At 70.1% G+C, this 16,939-nt stretch carries 19 protein-coding genes; 9 read left to right on the forward strand and 10 right to left on the reverse strand.

Annotation, left to right across the window (positions count from 1 at the left end):
* Window positions 1–53 precede the first annotated feature (53 nt).
* Together dnaK and grpE are read left to right on the forward strand one after the other, a co-directional pair.
* Window positions 54–1,910, forward strand: coding sequence for a molecular chaperone DnaK (dnaK, locus tag BFF78_RS02285; RefSeq protein ID WP_069776708.1), 1,857 nt, complete (start codon window positions 54–56; stop codon window positions 1,908–1,910).
* A gap of 2 nt (window positions 1,911–1,912) precedes the next feature.
* Window positions 1,913–2,431 carry a nucleotide exchange factor GrpE gene (grpE, locus tag BFF78_RS02290; RefSeq protein ID WP_069776709.1) on the forward strand — a complete coding sequence of 173 codons (519 nt, stop codon included), beginning with the start codon at window positions 1,913–1,915 and terminating at the stop codon, window positions 2,429–2,431.
* Window positions 2,432–2,454: 23 nt separating this feature from the next.
* On the opposite strand, the gene BFF78_RS02295 is transcribed toward grpE, so the two are convergent.
* From BFF78_RS02295 to BFF78_RS02305, 3 genes are all read right to left on the reverse strand, one after another.
* The gene (locus BFF78_RS02295) at window positions 2,455–2,637 is read right to left on the reverse strand and encodes a CBS domain-containing protein (protein ID WP_069776710.1); all 183 of its coding nucleotides are present in this window, start codon (window positions 2,635–2,637) and stop codon (window positions 2,455–2,457) included.
* Between the two features lie 193 nt (window positions 2,638–2,830).
* Window positions 2,831–3,046, reverse strand: a complete 216-nt coding sequence (locus BFF78_RS02300) for a hypothetical protein (protein ID WP_069776711.1) — start codon at window positions 3,044–3,046, stop codon at window positions 2,831–2,833.
* A 154-nt stretch (window positions 3,047–3,200) separates the two neighbouring features.
* Window positions 3,201–3,548: an antibiotic biosynthesis monooxygenase gene (locus BFF78_RS02305; RefSeq protein ID WP_227025676.1), complete on the reverse strand. Its 348-nt coding sequence runs from the start codon at window positions 3,546–3,548 to the stop codon at window positions 3,201–3,203.
* 189 nt (window positions 3,549–3,737) lie between these two features.
* Here BFF78_RS02305 and BFF78_RS02310 point away from each other — a divergent pair, with 189 nt between their 5' ends.
* Both BFF78_RS02310 and BFF78_RS02315 read left to right on the forward strand, forming a co-directional pair.
* Window positions 3,738–4,604: a hypothetical protein gene (locus BFF78_RS02310; RefSeq protein ID WP_227025677.1), complete on the forward strand. Its 867-nt coding sequence runs from the start codon at window positions 3,738–3,740 to the stop codon at window positions 4,602–4,604.
* Window positions 4,605–4,673: 69 nt separating this feature from the next.
* Entirely contained in the window at window positions 4,674–5,336 is a 663-nt protein-coding gene (locus BFF78_RS02315) for an MBL fold metallo-hydrolase (RefSeq protein ID WP_069776712.1), read from the forward strand.
* A 52-nt stretch (window positions 5,337–5,388) separates the two neighbouring features.
* On the opposite strand, the gene argS is transcribed toward BFF78_RS02315, so the two are convergent.
* From argS to BFF78_RS02335, 4 genes are all read right to left on the reverse strand, one after another.
* Window positions 5,389–7,050, reverse strand: a complete 1,662-nt coding sequence (gene argS, locus BFF78_RS02320; RefSeq protein ID WP_069776713.1) for an arginine--tRNA ligase — start codon at window positions 7,048–7,050, stop codon at window positions 5,389–5,391.
* 84 nt (window positions 7,051–7,134) lie between these two features.
* Entirely contained in the window at window positions 7,135–8,328 is a 1,194-nt protein-coding gene (locus BFF78_RS02325; protein ID WP_069776714.1) for a DSD1 family PLP-dependent enzyme, read from the reverse strand.
* 49 nt (window positions 8,329–8,377) lie between these two features.
* A complete protein-coding gene (locus BFF78_RS02330) occupies window positions 8,378–9,007 on the reverse strand; it encodes a helix-turn-helix transcriptional regulator (RefSeq protein ID WP_193433397.1) in 630 nt (209 codons plus the stop codon).
* Window positions 9,008–9,051: 44 nt separating this feature from the next.
* Entirely contained in the window at window positions 9,052–10,038 is a 987-nt protein-coding gene (locus tag BFF78_RS02335) for a helix-turn-helix transcriptional regulator (protein WP_069776716.1), read from the reverse strand.
* A gap of 255 nt (window positions 10,039–10,293) precedes the next feature.
* Here BFF78_RS02335 and BFF78_RS02340 point away from each other — a divergent pair, with 255 nt between their 5' ends.
* Complete coding sequence (locus BFF78_RS02340; protein WP_227025678.1) at window positions 10,294–11,544, forward strand: APC family permease; 1,251 nt, start codon at window positions 10,294–10,296, stop codon at window positions 11,542–11,544.
* A 101-nt stretch (window positions 11,545–11,645) separates the two neighbouring features.
* Here BFF78_RS02340 and htpG read toward each other — a convergent pair whose 3' ends face one another.
* Window positions 11,646–13,547, reverse strand: coding sequence for a molecular chaperone HtpG (gene htpG / locus BFF78_RS02345; protein WP_069776718.1), 1,902 nt, complete (start codon window positions 13,545–13,547; stop codon window positions 11,646–11,648).
* A gap of 225 nt (window positions 13,548–13,772) precedes the next feature.
* Here htpG and BFF78_RS02350 point away from each other — a divergent pair, with 225 nt between their 5' ends.
* Both BFF78_RS02350 and BFF78_RS02355 read left to right on the forward strand, forming a co-directional pair.
* Entirely contained in the window at window positions 13,773–14,117 is a 345-nt protein-coding gene (locus tag BFF78_RS02350) for a DUF1330 domain-containing protein (RefSeq protein WP_069776719.1), read from the forward strand.
* Window positions 14,118–14,255: 138 nt separating this feature from the next.
* A complete protein-coding gene (locus BFF78_RS02355; protein ID WP_069776720.1) occupies window positions 14,256–14,846 on the forward strand; it encodes a hypothetical protein in 591 nt (196 codons plus the stop codon).
* On the opposite strand, the gene BFF78_RS47760 is transcribed toward BFF78_RS02355, so the two are convergent.
* Both BFF78_RS47760 and BFF78_RS02360 read right to left on the reverse strand, forming a co-directional pair.
* Window positions 14,798–15,160: a HEAT repeat domain-containing protein gene (locus BFF78_RS47760; RefSeq protein ID WP_335755301.1), complete on the reverse strand. Its 363-nt coding sequence runs from the start codon at window positions 15,158–15,160 to the stop codon at window positions 14,798–14,800. The two genes, BFF78_RS02355 and BFF78_RS47760, sit on opposite strands and share 49 nt — an antisense overlap.
* Window positions 15,157–15,585: an ester cyclase gene (locus BFF78_RS02360; RefSeq protein WP_069776721.1), complete on the reverse strand. Its 429-nt coding sequence runs from the start codon at window positions 15,583–15,585 to the stop codon at window positions 15,157–15,159. Before BFF78_RS02360 ends, BFF78_RS47760 begins: the two co-directional genes overlap by 4 nt.
* 205 nt (window positions 15,586–15,790) lie before the next feature.
* Between BFF78_RS02360 and BFF78_RS02365 the strand changes: the two genes are divergently transcribed.
* Together BFF78_RS02365 and BFF78_RS02370 are read left to right on the forward strand one after the other, a co-directional pair.
* The gene (locus BFF78_RS02365; protein WP_069776722.1) at window positions 15,791–16,558 is read left to right on the forward strand and encodes a chitinase; all 768 of its coding nucleotides are present in this window, start codon (window positions 15,791–15,793) and stop codon (window positions 16,556–16,558) included.
* Window positions 16,559–16,609: 51 nt separating this feature from the next.
* Window positions 16,610–16,897, forward strand: a complete 288-nt coding sequence (locus tag BFF78_RS02370) for a hypothetical protein (protein WP_069776723.1) — start codon at window positions 16,610–16,612, stop codon at window positions 16,895–16,897.
* The last annotated feature ends 42 nt before the right edge of the window (window positions 16,898–16,939 follow it).

Raw genomic sequence — 16,939 nt, forward strand, 5'->3', positions numbered from 1 at the left:
TGAATAGGCATGACCTGGCCGGCAGGGGCACGGTGCGAGGAGGGAGAGTCCGGATGGCGCGTCCGGTCGGTATCGACCTCGGTACGACGAACTCGGTGGTCTCGGTCCTCGAGGGCGGCGAGCCCACGGTCATCACGAACGCGGAAGGGGCGAGGACCACCCCGTCGGTCGTGGCCTTCGCCAAGAGCGGGGATGTGCTCGTCGGTGAGGTCGCCAAGCGGCAGGCCGTGACGAACGTCGAGCGCACCGCCCGCTCCGTCAAGCGGCACATGGGCGACCACGGCTGGCGGTTCCCGGAGCACGGTGACATCGATGGCAAGCGGTACACGGCACAGGAGATCTCCGCGCGGGTGCTGCAGAAGCTGAAGCGGGACGCGGAGGCGTACCTCGGCGAGGACGTCACCGACGCCGTGGTCACCGTCCCGGCCTACTTCGACGACGCCCAGCGGCAGGCGACCAAGGAGGCCGGTGAGATCGCCGGCCTGAACGTGCTGCGGATCATCAACGAGCCGACGGCGGCGGCGCTGGCGTACGGCCTGGACAAGGAGAACGACCAGACGGTCCTCGTCTTCGACCTGGGCGGCGGCACCTTCGATGTGTCGCTGCTGGAGATCGGCGAGGGCGTCATCGAGGTCAAGGCCACCAACGGCGACACCCACCTCGGTGGTGACGACTGGGACCAGCGGATCGTCGACCACCTGGTCAAGCAGTTCAAGAACAACTACGGCATCGACCTGGCCAAGGACAAGATGGCCGTGCAACGGCTGCGCGAGGCCGCCGAGAAGGCCAAGATCGAGCTGTCCAGCGCGACCGAGACGAACATCAACCTCCCCTACATCACGGCGTCCGCCGAGGGCCCTCTGCACCTGGAAGAGAAGGTCACCCGCGCCCAGTTGCAGCAGCTGACGGCCGATCTGCTCGACCGCTGCAAGGGCCCGTTCCACAACGCGGTCAAGGACGCCGGGATCAAGCTGTCCGACATCGACCACGTGATCCTCGTGGGCGGTTCGACGCGGATGCCGGCGGTGACGGACCTGGTGCGGGAACTCACCGGAAAGGACCCGCACAAGGGCGTCAACCCCGACGAGGTCGTGGCCGTCGGTGCCTCGCTCCAGGCCGGTGTCCTCAAGGGCGAGGTCAAGGACGTCCTGCTGCTCGATGTCACCCCGCTGTCCCTGGGCATCGAGACCAAGGGCGGCATCATGACCAAGCTGATCGAGCGCAACACCACGATCCCGACCCGGCGTTCGGAGATCTTCACCACCGCCGAGGACAACCAGCCCTCGGTGACCGTGCAGGTCTACCAGGGCGAGCGGGAGATCGCGGCGTACAACAAAAAGCTCGGCATGTTCGAGCTGACCGGCATCGCGCCCGCGCCGCGCGGGGTGCCGCAGATCGAGGTCGCCTTCGACATCGACGCCAACGGGATCATGCATGTCTCCGCCAAGGACCTCGGCACCGGCAGGGAACAGAAGATGACCGTGACCGGTGGCTCCGCGCTGCCGAGGGACGACATCGACCGCATGGTCCGCGAGGCCGAGCAGCACGCCGAGGAGGACCGCAGGCGGCGCGAGGACGCGGAGACCCGCAACCAGGCCGAACAGCTCGTCTACTCCACCGAGAAGCTCATCAAGGACAACCCCGGCAAGATCCCGGCGGACGCCCGGAGCGAGACGGAGAGCGCGCTCACGGAGCTGAAGGAGAAGCTGAAGGGCGAGGACACAGCGGCGATCCGACAGGCCATGGACCGTGCGACCGAGGCGGCACAGAAGATCGGCACGGCGCTGTACGAGAGGTCCCGCACGGAGAGCCAGGCCCCCTCTGACGCGGGCGCGTCCGCTGCCGCCTCCTCGGACGAGGAAGTGGTGGACGCCGAGATCGTCGACGACGACAAGCCGGAGGCGGGCTGACGATGGACGAGGGCCGGCTGCAGAACACGGACCCCGCCCGGCTGCAGCGTCTGCTGGAGGAGCGCACGGCAGACCTGCAGCGGGTGAAGGCCGAGTACGACAACTACCGCAAGCGGGTGCGCCGGGACCGCATGGCCGTGCGCGAGATCGCCGTGGGCAACGTCCTGCGTGCCCTGCTGCCCGTACTGGACTCCGTCGACCGCGCATGCGCGCACGAGCCCCTGACGCCGGGCCTGAAGGACATCACCGATACCCTCCGAACCCAGTTGGGGGCCCTGGGACTTGAGTCGCTCGGGGAGGAGGGCGACCTCTTCGACCCGGCGTGCCACGACGCCTTGACCCATCATGTCTCCACCGACAACGCCCAGTTGATCTGCACGAAGATCCTCCGCCCCGGCTACCGGCTCGGCGACCGGCTGCTGCGTCCGGCCAACGTGGAGGTCACGGGGCCGGCTTCACCGGCGGGGAATCCGCTCACTCACGAGCGCGAGGGACCCCCTCCACACGAGCCGGATGAGTAGCCACTGGCCGGGTCAACGACGGCTCACGCTTCGGCGGCTTCCGGTCGTACGACGGCTCGCTCGAGATGTTCGCGTTCCAGAAGCCCGAGCAGGTGTCCTTCGGGGTCGGTGACCGGGACGACCACGAAGTCGGCCTGGGTCATCCGCTCCAGCAGCGGACCGACCGGCTGGTCGACCGTGCACAGGGGCCCGTTCCGATCGGCCACGTCCCCGGCCAGAAGGACATCGGCCGCCCGTCCCTCCCTGGACCTTCCCGCGGCCTGACATCGCACTGCTGGTCCGCGCAGTAGTCGATGCAGTAGGCGATCACGGGCCGCTCGGCATCCAGGCAGGCGTACGACGACGCCACGCCGATGGCCTTACGGAGCGCCGCGTGGGTGCTCCGCAGCAGCGCCCGGGTCACTCAGCCGCCGTCCAGGCGTCCGGCCCGCCGCCGCGCCACTCGATCAGGTCCGGGTCGTCGAGGGTCGTATCGGTCTCGGGCAGGCCCTGCCGGCGCAGCAGCTCGACCACGTCGAGCAGGTGATACGCAGTGCCGACGACTTCACCACGGATCGTGACCCGCCGGCCACCGTCAGGGCTCGGCGGCTCCACAATGACAGGCGCGCCTTCCATAGCTACTGGATTCCCGCTGCTGAGCCACCCATGCAGGACCGCCGGCCGCCCCGGACACAGTCGGTGACGCAGGCCCCGCTGCGGCGGTCGTTGCGCAGTGCGCCGGGCCCTGGGCGATGCGACCACAAGAGCGGCCGGCTCGCGGCGTTCCCGCTCACCCGGGGCTACCGCTCGGGATGGCGAGTTCGCGGCCGCGGTAGAAGCCTTCCCGCTCCTCGGCGACGTACGAGGCCATGCCGGCCCGCCGCTGCGCCTCGGCCTCGGAGGCCCGCCAGGCGTCGCAGGCCTCCTTGGAGTCCCAGAACGACACCCCGGTGATCTCCTGTCCGTCCTCGGACCAGTAGGCGTAGGCACGGCGCATGCCGTCCGGGTGGGTGGCCGGCCGCCACGCCCTCTCGAAGTCCTCCAGGCTGCCCGGCCGAATGCGGCGGGTCGTCACCCAGACGAAGTGTTCCTCCATCGCGGCCTCCTGCGCTGCGGCGGTTCGGCTGATCGACGCCACTTCGACCACCGTAGGTCCACAGCACCGATTGCGCCTGCGCTCCGACCAGCGACTACGCCGACGACAGGCTCCGCGGTCGGTACATCGGGCACGTGACGCTCGTGCCGCAGAGCGACCGAGTGCACCTGGCCGGTTCCGTCTGTGCCGGCATCGCGGGCTGCCGGGGCGAGACATGATGGAGGTACGGATGTGTTCTGCGAGGAGGAGTACGGCATGGCCGGCTCGGGCTCTGACGGTACCGAGGGCGTGACGGGCGGCAAGTCGCGGTTCGACGACATCTACGACCGGCCGGACCCCCGCACATACTTCCGGCGGCTGGCCCCGCTGGAGTACGAGATCCCCCACCATGCCCAGCCGGTCTTCCGACAGGCCGCCGCCGAACGGGCCGCGCTGGACGACGGCCGCCCCGGCAGACCGGCGGTGCTGGACGTGTGCTGCTCGTACGGGATCAATGCCGCGCTGCTCAACCACGATGTGACGCTGGCGGAGATGTACGAGCGGTACACCTCCCCTGCCTGCGAGCAGATGTCGACGGCACAACTCGCGGCATCCGACAAACAGTTCTACGCCGAGCGGCGGCGATCGGAAGCGGTGCCGGTGTTCGGCCTGGACGTCTCGGGCCCCGCCGTGGACTACGCGCTGGAGGTGGGGCTCCTGGACGCCGCCTTCACCGACGACCTGGAACAGGGCTCACCAGGTCCTGCGCTGAGCAGTGCGCTCGCCGAGGTCGGTCTCATCACGCTGACAGGCGGCGGCAGCTACATCACCGACCGCACCTTCAGGGCCCTGCTGGACGGTGCCCGCAGGCCGGTATGGGTCAGCGCGTTCGTGCTGCGGACGGTGTCGTACCACCCGATCGTCCGGACCTTGGCCGCACACGGCCTGAGCACCACCGTCGAGGTGTCCCGCACCTATCCCCAGCGCCGCTTCACCGACGCGCGGGAACAGCAGTACGCGATCGCGGCGGTGCGGGCACTGGGCGGTGACCCGGCGGGCCGCGAGGAAGCCGGCCGTTTCCACACCCTGCACTACGAATCCCGGCCCGACCCACGGTGACCGCCGGGGGTGCGAGGTGTCGGTGTGCGCCCTGCCCGACCTCATCAGGCGGCCCGCCCGGGAGGTTCGATGAGCCATTGGCTGAGGCTGACGCTCCTCGGTGTGGGAGCGATGAACTCGCCCCGGTTCGCCCCGGCGGGCCTGCTGCTGCGGTGCACGGGGCACCGGGTGGCCTTCGACGGCGGACCCGGAGCAGAACCGCCGCCCGGGCGGCTGGACGCGTGGCTGGTCTGCGACGAGCATTCCGAGCTGCGGTCGGTACTGCGGCGGCGTGCGGCCATGTGGGATGTCCGCGTACTCGCCACTGACCTGCGGATCGGCGAAGTGCTGGTGCGCTGCCATCCCGTGGTCCACACCTCGCACCCCGCGTACGGGTATCGCATCGAAGCCGGGGGCGTGGTGGTGGTCTGGGCACCGGAATTCTGGGAATTCCCGGCCTGGGCCGCGGGGGCGGACCTGATGTTCGCCGAGGCGGCGGCCTGGGACCGGCCCATACGGTTCCGGGGCGGCGTGGGCGGCCACGCGAGCGTCCGCGCCGTTGCCGAGCGGGCGGCCAAGCATGGGGTGCGGCGCCTGGTCTACGCCCATATCGGGCGCCCCAGCCTGCGCGCGATCGACGCCGGGCTGAGGCCGCCCGCCGGAGAGTGGGGTGTCGAGGGCCGTACGTACTCCCTGCGCTTCAGCCATGAGCCGAAGGGTGAGGGCGGCATCCGCCGGTCGCCACGAGCGTGATCAGCGCCGGCGGCGGCCGGTGGTTCGGCGTTCTTTTGGTTGCCGGTGGTGCTTACATCCGTTCCGGGGCCGAGACCCCGAGCAGTCGCAGGCCGTTGCGCAGGACCAGCCGGCTCGCCTCTGTCAGCCACAGCCGGGCCCGGGTGCGGGCGTCCGGGGTCTCCCCGGCCCGCGGCAGGACCCGGCAGGTGTCGTAGAAGCGGTGGTACGTGCCGGCCAGCGCCTCCAGGTAGTACGCCACCCGGTGCGGCTCGCGCAGCCGGGCCGCGGTGGCCACGACCTGCGGGAACTCGGCCAGCGTGCCGAGCAGGTCCACCTCCCGCCCGTGGCTGAGCAGGGCGGGGTCGAAGTCCTCCGGGGCACCCTTGTCGATCCCGGCTTCCTTCGCCTTGCGCAGGACGGAGCAGGGCCGGGTGTGCGCGTACTGGACGTAGTAGACGGGGTTGTCGTTCGACTGCCGGGTCAGCAGGTCGATGTCGAGGTCGATCATCGCGTCCACGCCGGCCCGCGCCAGCGCGTACCGCGCGGCGTCGACGCCGACCGCCTCGGTCAGGTCGTCGAGGGTGAGCACCGTACCCGCCCGCTTGCTCATCCGGACCGGCTTGCCGTCCCTGACCAGGTTGACCAACTGGCCGATGAGGATCTCCAGATGCCGGTCCGGATCGTCGCCGAAGCAGGCCGCCATGGCCCGCATCCGGCCCACATAGCCGGCGTGGTCGGCGCCGAGCATGACGACGACCCGTTCGAAGCCCCGGGACCGCTTGTTCAGGTAGTACGCGCAGTCCGCGGTGAAATACGTCCAGGAGCCGTCTCTCTTCACCAGGACCCGGTCCTTGTCGTCGCCGAAGTCCGTGGTGCGCAGCCACACCGCGCCGTCGTGCTCGAAGACGTGGCCGCCGTTGCGCAACCGGGTGACGGCGGCGTCCAAGTCCCCCCGGTCGTGCAGAAGCTTTTCGTTGAAGTAGGTGTCGAAGTGGGTCCCGAACGCGGCGAGCGACGTCTTGATCTCGTCGAACATCAGCTCCGTGCCCACGGCCCGGAACACGGCGTAGCGTTCGGTCTCCGGCAGATCCAGGGCGCCGGTCTGCCGTCGCAGCACGGCGGCTGCGATCTCCCCGATGTACGCGCCGCTGTAGCCGTCCGCGGGCACCGGCGAGCCGTGCGCCGCGGCGAGCAGGGAGCGGACGAAGCGGTCGATCTGCACGCCTGCGTCATTGAAGTAGTACTCCCGCGACACATCCGCGCCCGCGGCCTCGAGCAGCCGGGCGAGGACGTCGCCCACCACCGCCCAGCGGGCTCCGCCGATGTGGACCGGACCGGTGGGGTTGGCGGAGACGAACTCCAGGTTGAGGCGCAGGCCGCCCAACTCGTCGGTGCGGCCGTACGCCTCCCCGGCCAGGACGATGTCCCGGGCCAGGGCCCCGATCGCGGCGCTGTCCAGCGTGATGTTCAGGAATCCCGGTCCCGCGACCTCCGCCCTCGCGACCCCGGCGGCCGCGCTCACCAGCGGCGCCAGTGCCTCGGCCACGGCGCGGGCGGGCAGGCCCGCGGACTTGGCGAGCTGCAGGGCGACGTTGGTCGAGTAGTCCCCGTGGCCGCGGTGGCGGGGGCGCTCCACACGGATCTCCTCGGGCACCTGTGCCGAGATGCGTCCGGACTGGATGGCCGTACGGATGCCGTCGGAGATGACGGCCGCGAGATCTGCTGGAGTCACTGCGCCGACGCTAGCGGAGCCGAGGACGCCACTGACAGCGGATTTCCGGCGCCCGCCGGTGGTGCCCGGTTCAGGAGGGCGGCCTCACCAGCCGGTGACCCGTTCCCAGAACGCCTCGATGGCCGGGGCCGGATCGGCCGGCTGGGTGCCGTCGACGACGTGGTAGCCGCGGTGCTGGGCCGCGGTGGCGCAGGCGTGGTTGGGGAGGATGCGCAGGCGGGTGCCCACCGGCAGGTGGGGCAGGTCGGCGCCGTCGCGGGCCGTGAGGGTGCCGTGCTCCTGGCTCGCGGCCGTCATGACCAGGCCGGGGACGAGGTTGCCGGCGAGGTCGGTGACCAGGCCGTAGCCCTGGTCCTGTGGCTGCACGGCGGTGCCGCGGTCGCGCGACATGGCCATCCAGCCGCCGTCGGTCATGATCCACCCGTGCTCGGGACGGTGTCCGATGACGGTCACGACGACCGACAGGGCGATGTCCTCGACCCGGCAGACGCCCAGTCCGGCCATGACCAGGTCGAAGAAGACGTAGTTCCCCGCGCGCAGTTCGGTGACGCCGGTGAGGTCGTCGGCGGCGTGTGCGGTGGGGGTGGAGCCCACGCTGACGATGTTCACGGGCAGGCCGGCCCCGCGCAGCCGCTCGGCCGCCGCCACGGCGGCGTCCCGTTCGTTCTTCGCCGCCAGGCGCTGTTCCTCGGCGGTGTGGGCGAAGTAGGACTCGCCCGCGTGGGTCAGGACGCCGTCCAGACAGCCGGCTTCGTGCAGGACGCGGCCGATCGCCAGGAGCGCGGGGTCGCCGGGTTCGAGTCCGCCGCGGTGGCCGTCGCAGTCGATCTCGATCTGGGTGGGAAGGGGGATGCCTGCCCGGCGGGAGGCCTCGGCGACCAGGGACGCCTGCTCGGCGCTGTCCAGCAGGATGCGCAGGGCGACGCCGCGGCGCAACAGCGCGATGACGCGCGGGAGTTTGTGGGGGTCGATGCCGACGGCGTAGGTGACGTCGGGGTAGCCGCCGTCGGCGAACGCCTCGGCCTCCGCCAGGGTGGAGACGGTGACCGGGCAGGGTGTGCCGGAGTGCAGGAGGGCGGCGATGCCGAGGCTCTTGGCGGTCTTGACGTGCGGGCGCAGGGTGACGCCGAGCCGGTCGGCCCGGTCCTTGAGGCGTGCGATGTTGCGCCGCACGGTGTGGGCGTCGACGACGGCGAAGGGGGTGTCCGGGTCGGCCAGGGTGGTCCGTGCGGGGGTGGAGGTGGTGGTGCTCTCAGGGGTGTTCGCAAGGGGGGTCACAGAGAGATGTCTCCTAGGAGGCGCGCGGTGGACGCATCGGCCGCTGCCGCTACTTCGCGTAGTTGTAGACGGTCGCCCGGGACACACCCAGCAGGTCCGCGATGGTCTGTGCGGCGTCGCGCGAGTCGAAGTAGCCGTCACGCTGCAACTGCCGTACGAGCGCCTTTTTGTCCTCCCGGCTCAGCGAGCGGGGAGTCGTGGCGCGCTCGGCGGCATGCTCCTCCACCGCCCGGCGCAGTTCGCGCGCGTTGCGGTCCCGGAGGGTCTCCGGGGGCTGTTCGCGGTGCTCGGTGTCGGTGGCCACCAGATTGGACAAGGCGAGGGTCACCGGTGACAGGACGGACACGTCCAGGTTCAGGCAGAGCGCGGCGATGTACTCCCCCGCCGCGTTCTTGATGCCGATGGATGTGCTCTTCGCGGGGCGGCCGTCGGGGAACTGATTGGGGTAGTTCTGGATGACGCTCGGGTAGTCGGGGTCCTCGATGCGGGCCAGTCCCAGCTCGGTGGCGGAGTCGCCGACCTGGCGGCCGGAGAGGTTGTTCTCGATGGCCCGGATCGCATGGTCGGGATCCCGCAGGTCGTGCAGGACCACTTCGCACAGGCCCGGGAACATGCGACCCAACGCCACGGCGATCTTCTCGGCCTCGCGGATGATGTGCTCGTCCGCCGCCTCGTCCACGGGAAGCCTTTCGACATGACCTGGACCGATTGTCCATCTCTAGATCATGAGTCTAGAGCAAGCTGGTACGTTTCGGCGAGGGCCTTGATCGTCCGTGTCATCAGCGCCCGCAGTTCCGTGGGCGCCATCACCTCCGCCTCCGCCCCGAGCCGTAGCAGCATGCCGACGGCGTGTTCCGGGGACTCGACGGGGATGACCACCTGGACCCGGCCGTCGGGCCCCGGTGGCCCGGCGCTGGTCCGGGCGGCGCGGGCCACTGCCGGTTCCATGAGGTCGGGCAGCTCCCTCAGGATCCGTGGTGTCAGTCGTACGACTGCTGTTGCGCGCAGGCGGCGGGCGTCGAAGCCGGTCAGGTACGACTGCCAGTGTGCGGCGAGGTCGAAGCCGCGGGGGCGCTCGAAGTGGTCGGGCAGCACCTGGATGCGGAGGATCTGGGAGACGCGGTATGTGCGGACGTGCTCCGACCGGGCCGCCACCAGATACCAGCGGCCGGACTTGAGCACCAGCCCGTAGGGGTCCAGCGTCCGGGTCACCTCCTGGGGGGCCTTCCACCGCCGGTAGCGGACGCGGATGCGGCGCCGGCGCCACACCGCGTCGGTCACGGCGGCCAGGTGCGGGGTGGCGTCCGCTTCGGCATACCAGCCGGAGGTGTCGAGGTGGAAGCGCTGCCGTATCTCGCCGCTCCTGTCGCGCAGTTCCTCGGGCAGGGCGGCCGCCAGCTTGAGCTGGGCGGTGGCGAGTACGGTGCCGAGCCCTAGGTCCGCGGCCGGTCCGGGCAGTCCGGCCAGAGAGAGCGCCTGCGCCTCGTCGCGGGTCAGTCCGGTCAGGCGGGTGCGGAATCCGTCGACCAGCCGGTAGCCGCCGTCGTGACCGGGATCGCCGTAGAGCGGGACACCGGCCGCGGCGAGCGACTCCATGTCCCGGTACACCGTGCGCACCGACACCTCGAGTGCGTCGGCCAGTTGCCGGGCGGTCATCCGGCCGCGGGTCTGGAGCAGCAACAGGGCGGACAGCAGTCGGCTCGCACGCATGCCTGAAGTCTGCCGCAGTCCACTGACACGGGTTGTCAGGGGATCCGGGCTACCTTCCGGGCCGGGCGTGCGCCCAACGCACGGATACGGTGAAGGACATGTGCAGATGAGCAATGCAGCCGAGTGGGACGAGTCTGCGGGCACCGCGATGTGTCACGGCACCCTTTCTGGTGGTGCTGCACGGCACTTCCGCCGGGCCGGAAAGGCCTGCGCATGACCGGGGCGCCGGCCACGCGGGACCTCTCGGCTCCGCCCGTGGGGACTCTGACCGTCTGGCAGGGGTCGGCCCTGTACGTCGGCGCGGTCCTCGGTACCGGTGTGATCGCGCTTCCCGCGCTGGCCACCCGGGCGGCAGGGCCGGCCTCGCTGCTGGCCTGGCTGGGGCTGGTCCTGCTGTCGGTGCCGCTCGCGGCCACGTTCGCGGCGCTCGGCGCCCGGTACCCGGACGGCGGCGGGGTCTCCACCTACGTTCGGCATGCCTTCGGCGCGCGGGCGGCTGCGGTGGTCGGCTGGTGTTTCTACTTCGCCGTACCGGCCGGTGCGCCGGCGGCGGGGATGTTCGCCGGTGCGTACGTCGCCGGGGCACTCGGCGGCGGCCGGCGCACCGTGGTGGTCACGGCGGCGGTGCTGCTGGTCCTCGTGGCGGTGGCCAACGGGTTCGGGCTGACCTTCTCCGGCCGTCTGCAGCTCGCGCTCGCCGTGCTGCTTGTCGCGCTGTTGCTGGCCGCGGTCGTGGCCGCGCTGCCACATGCCCGCCTGCGGAACCTGCACCCGTTCGCGCCGCACGGCTGGTCCGCGGTCGGCTCGGCCGCGGCGCTGCTGGTGTGGAGCTTCGCGGGCTGGGAGGCCATCACCCACCTGGCCGCCGACTTCCGCCGGCCCGCCCGCGACCTGCCCCGCGCCACCGCCGTGGCGATCGCCGTCGTCGGCGTGCTGTATCTCGCCGTCGCCGCCACCAGCGTCCTCGTGCTCGGCCCGGCCGCCGGCACCTCCGACGCCCCGCTGGCCGAACTGCTGGCCCTCGGCGTCGGCGGAACGGTCCAGGTGCTGGCCGCGGCCGTCGCCGTGCTGCTGACGCTGGGCACGATGAACGCCTATTTCGCCGGAGCGGCCCGGCTGGGCGGCGCGCTCGGCCGGGACGGCGCACTGCCCGCCTGGCTCGCCCGGGGCGGCAGCGTCGGCGAGGTACCACGCCGCAGCCTGGCGGTCGTATCAGGGCTTTCGGGTCTCGCGCTGGCCGCCACCGCGGTCGCGGGCGTGGGCACGCGGCCGCTCGTGCTGCTCACCACCGGGTCGTTCGTCACGGTGTACGCGCTGGGCACGGCCGCCGCACTGCGGCTCCTGCCCCGAGGGAGCCTGTCCCGCCGCTGCGCACTGCTCGCCCTTGTCGCCGTCGCCGCACTCCTTGTGATGACGGGCTGGTATCTGCTGTGGCCGCTGGTCGTCACCGTGGGCGCCCTGGGCTATCTGCGGCGGCGCCGAGCAACGCGTGCTGTTCCGAAGTGACACAGGGCGCGCACCAGCCGCCGCCGTGCCGGGCGGCGTACCTGCGGCCGGCGGCCTGCCCCGCTCCCGGGGACGGGCCGCCGGCCTCTGACGGAACCGGGCTACAGCGCGCGTTCCAGGCGGTCCGCCATCAGCTTCACGAAGCGGGCCGGGTCCTTCGGCTGGCCGCCCTCGGCGAGTACGGCCAGGCCGTGCAGGAGTTCGGCGCTCTCGGTGAGTCCCGTGCGGTCCTCGCGCTCCTTGTACGCCTGGTTGAGGCCCTTCACCAGCTGGTGGTCCGGGTTGAGCTCCAGGATCCGCTTGGCGCTCGGCACCTCCTGGCCCATCGCGCGGTACATGTTCTCCAGCGCCGGGGTCAGGTCGTTCGCGTCGGAGACGACGCAGGCCGGGGACACCGTGAGACGGGAGGACAGGCGCACCTCCTTGATGTCCTCGTCCAACTGCTCCTTCATCCAGCCGAGCAGGCCGGCGAAGTCCTCGGACTGCTTCTCCCGCTCGCCCTCGGAGCTGTCGTCGTCCTTGGCGTCGAGGTCGATCTGCCCCTTGGCGACGGACCGCAGCTTCTTGCCCTCGTACTCGCCGACGGCGTCGGCCCACACCTCGTCGACGGGGTCGGTGAGCAGCAGCACCTCGATGCCCCGGTCCCGGAAGGCCTCCATGTGCGGGGAGTTCTCGATGCTCTGCCGGGACTCGCCGGTGAGGAAGTAGATGTCCTCCTGGCCGTCCTTCATCCGCTCCACGTAACTCTTGAGCGTGGTCGGCTCGGTGTCGTGGTGCGTGCTCGCGAACGACGCGAGGGCGAGGATGGCATCGCGGTTGTCGGGGTCGGTGACCAGCCCCTCCTTCAGGACGGTGCCGAACTCCCGCCAGAACGTGCCGTAACGCTCCTGGTCCTTGGCCATCATGTCCTTGACCGTGGACAGGACCTTCTTCGTCAGCCGTCGCCGCATCATCTCGATGTGGCGGTCCTGCTGGAGGATCTCGCGGGACACGTTGAGCGAGAGGTCGGCGGCGTCGACGACGCCCTTGACGAAGCGGAGGTACGGCGGCAGCAGCGCCTCGCAGTCGTCCATGATGAACACGCGCCTGACGTACAGCTGCACGCCGCGCGTGAAGTCCCTCGTGAACAGGTCGTGGGGGGCGTGCGCGGGGAGGAACAGCAGGGCCTGGAACTCGAAGGTGCCCTCCGCCTGGAGCCGGATCGTCTCCAGCGGGTCGCGCCAGTCGTGGGCGATGTGCTTGTACAGCTCGTGGTACTCGTCGTCGGACACCTCCTCACGCGACCGCGCCCACAGCGCCTTCATCGAGTTGAGCGTCTCGTGCTCGGGCGTCTCGTCGCTGTCACCGGCGCCCTCGGGCAGCATCCGGATGGGCCAGGTGATGAAGTCCGAGTACCGCTTGATGATCTCCCTGATCTTCCACGGGGAGGTGTAGTCGTGGAGCTGGTTCTCCGGGTCGGCGGGCTTGAGGTGGAGGGTGACCGAGGTGCCCTGCGGCGCGTCGTCGACCGGCTCCAGCGTGTACGTGTCCTCGCCGCGCGAGGTCCAGCGGGTGCCCTGGCTCTCGCCGGCGTGCCGGGTCACCAGGGTGACTTCGTCGGCCACCATGAAGCCGGAGTAGAACCCGACGCCGAACTGGCCGATGAGCCCCTCCGCCCCAGCCGCGTCCTTGGCCTCCCGCAGCTCCTGGAGGAACTTGGCGGTGCCGGAGTTGGCGATGGTGCCGATGAGCTGTCCGACTTCGTCGTACGACATCCCGATGCCGTTGTCCCGCACGGTGAGCGTGCGGGCGTCACGGTCGATGTCGATCTCGATGTGCAGATCGGACACGTCGGCGTCCAGCGCGTCGTCCCTCAGCTTCGCCAGGCGCAGCTTGTCCAGTGCGTCGGACGCGTTGGAGACGAGCTCCCGCAGAAAGACGTCCTTGTTCGAGTAGACCGAGTGGATCATCAGCTGCAGCAGCTGACGGGCCTCTACCTGAAACTCGAGCGTTTCAGTCGGCATCTTCGCGCATACCTCACAGGTGATATCGCCAAAACTGATGCCAGCCACTGTAAAACACCATGTCAGGGCGTTGGCCGAGATACGGCAGCGGTGGCTGGATCTCGACCCTCCGGCGCCCGGATCTTCCCCGCCAGCGGCGTTGATCACCTGAAAGGCCATCGACCACGGCCCGCCCCTACGGCAAGATCGTGCGCAACAGCAGCCAACCGGCCGGAAGGACCCACGATGTCGGCGTACGCGATAGCCCACTTGCAGGAAGCCGCCCCGCACCGTGAGATCGCCGAGTACATTGCGCGCGTGACCGCCACCTTCGAACCGTACGGCGGCCGGTTCCTCGTCCACGGCGCGTCGCACGAGGTGAAGGAAGGCACCTGGCCCGGGCACGTCGTCGTGATCTCCTTCCCGTCGATCGACCAGGCACGCGCCTGGTGGGACTCCGACGCGTACCAGGCCATCGCGCCCTTGCGGTCGCGGCACATCGAGGGCGACATCATCCTGGTTCCGGGCGTGCCCGAGGACTACGACGCGACCGTCACCGCACGCACCATGCTGGGGGCCCTCCCCGACTGATTCCTGCCGATGGCGTGCCCGGGACCTGGTCCAGGGGCTCAGCACCTCATCGTCCCGGTGTGGGGGGCGCGTTGATCGTTCGCGGCGTTGCCTCCCCGGTCCGCCGCACCTGTGTGCCGTGCTGTTAGCGTCTGTCCGGTGACCGAAGACGTCGTTCTCTGGAACCGGCTCGCCGCCCTGTTGCCGGAGGCCGAGGCGCAGGAGATCAGGGACTGCTGGGACATCGGGGAGCAGGAGGCGGGGCTCGGCCTGCTGGTCTCGGGGATCCTCGACCACGAGGTGCCGATCAGCGAGACGGTCCGGGCCCGTATCTCGGTGCTCGCGGAGTCCTGGGGCGAGCGGGAGGTGCTCACGCCCAGGATCCTCCGATGCCATGGGAATGACGCGCCGGCCCGTCTCAAGCTGATCGACCACGGTGTCCGCACCGACGACGTACCGGCCGATGGGCCCGACCCGGAGGAGACCGGCCTTGTCCGCGTACCGTGGATCGCCTGCACGAGGTGCGGGCAGATCCTGATGCGCGTTCATGCCCGTGAGAGCTGGGGAGATCTCTCCTGTCTCGCAGAGCACTACGTGATCCCGTCACCGGACCACTCCACCGCCCGGCGCCGGTTCCCTGCCGGCTCCGCCGACGCGGCCTTCGACGCCCTGCTGAACGAGTGCCCACAGCCCGTTGCCGGTCAGCTGGGTGTGCGCGGTCGGCGGGTGGGCGGAAGAGACCGTTCGTAGACCGACCCCCCGGGCGTGCACCAGCCCGTCTTCTTCCGCACGGCGGGGCTCGGGTCGTCGGCGTGGGCTTGCTCCAAGGCAGCAGCGGCGCGCGCATCGGAGCGAGCGAACTTGCCGACGAGTTCCACTGCCATGGCCCGGACGTGCGGGTCGGGGTCCGAGGCCAGGTGGTGCAGCGCGGGTTTCGAGGACCTGGCCGGGGCCCGGTGCGCAGGCGTCGCCCTCACGCCACGAACCCGGGCAAAGGGATTTCCGCCCAGGCATCCGCACCGACAACGCCCCCTTCGGCTTCTCCGGCGGTCCCGAAGCGTCACTGCGCGCCGAGCTGCCGCATTTGTGAGGAGACGTCGACGACGCCCCAGATCTCGGCGATCCGGCCGCCCTCGAAGCGGAGGATGAAGATCTCGCCGTAGGCGATGGACCTGCCGGTCGGTGCCAGCCCCCGGAACTCGCCCCGATGGGTTCCGGTCACCGTGTTCCTGGCCACGACCTTGTTACCTTCGGCGATCACGTCGTCGACCGCTACATGAATGTCGGGAAAGGCATGGAGAAGCACGGTCCACACCTGCTTGAGCGCCTGTGCCCCCGTCATGCCCATCGGCACCGGCGCATGGAAGAGCATGTCCGGCGCGGCGAGCTCATCGATGGTCTTCGAAATGACCTCCGGATCACCGGAGTTCACGGCGTCATGAAAACGAGCGAGCGTCACCTTGTTGCGGGTTGCCTCATCGGTCGACATAGGGCCCTTCTCCTCTTTCGCCACGGTTGCTGCACACGTACGACGAGACGGCTCGCCGCGATGTGACATGACCGAGATTCAAGCCACCAAGCTGTCCCCCAACTGCTGTCGTCGAAGGCTTACTTCGCCCCTTGACGGAATTGGTCCATACCTTTAGGTTCGGCGCGGTACTTTCCCCCACCCACCGAAAGGCCACCCCCCACTCATGGCCAAGTCCCCCTCCGCGGCCGTCCTCGCAGCTGCTCTCGGGCTGTCCGCCTGCCTGCTCACCGCTTCCCCCAGCCACGCCGCCACGACCGGCACCCACACCGGCACGTGGAGCACGCTCACGAGCAGCAGGGACGCGACTCAGTCCGCTTTCGTGGTGAGCGAGGCGCAGTTCAACCAGATGTTCCCGAACCGGAACGCCTTCTACACCTACAGCGGCCTGGTCCAGGCCCTGAGCGCCTACCCCGCCTTCGCGAACACCGGCAGCGACACGGTCAGGAAACAGGAGGCCGCCGCCTTCCTCGCCAACGTCAGCCACGAGACCGGCGGCCTCGTGTACATCGTCGAGCAGAACACCGCCAACTACCCCACGTACTGCGACCGGAGCCAGCCCTACGGCTGCCCCGCCGGACAAGCCGCCTACTACGGACGCGGCCCGCTCCAGCTGTCCTGGAACTTCAACTACAAGGCCGCCGGCGACGCCCTCGGCATCGACCTGCTGAACAACCCCTGGCAGGTCGAGAACAACGCCGCCATCGCCTGGAAGACCGGCCTGTGGTACTGGAACACCCAGTCAGGACCCGGATCCATGACCCCGCACAACGCCATGGTCGACAACGCCGGCTTCGGCCAGACCATCCGGTCCATCAACGGCTCCCTGGAATGCGACGGCAAGAACCCCGCCCAGGTCCAAAGCCGCGTCGACGCCTACCAGCGCTTCACCCAGATCCTCGGCGTCTCACCGGGCGACAACCTGTACTGCTGACCACGTCCCTCCGGATCGGTTCCCACTGCACTCACGCCCCCGGGAGACGACGTGCGCATCCCCCTGTTCCGTACCGGAACGCCCAGTTCCCCGGCGTCCAGCGGTCGTGCGCTGCGCCTCCGCCGCTCCGTCCCGGCCGTCGCCATCGCCTCGCCGGCCCTCGTACTGACGCTCCCGGCCCAAGCCGACGCAAGAGTCCTGCAGTTGCTGCCGCAGAACGCCGACGGCACGATCAACCCCGGTCTGAAGCCCGGCGGCGACGTCAACGGGCACTGCCCCGACCACGCCCAGCTCGCCGACAAGGGATATCCCGTTGAGGAGCCCAGGGGCACAGCTTAGGGTCGACGGCATGTCCCTGCGTCTGCATATGCGTCATGCCCT

This window comes from Streptomyces fodineus (assembly GCF_001735805.1).
GTDB lineage: Bacteria > Actinomycetota > Actinomycetes > Streptomycetales > Streptomycetaceae > Streptomyces > Streptomyces fodineus.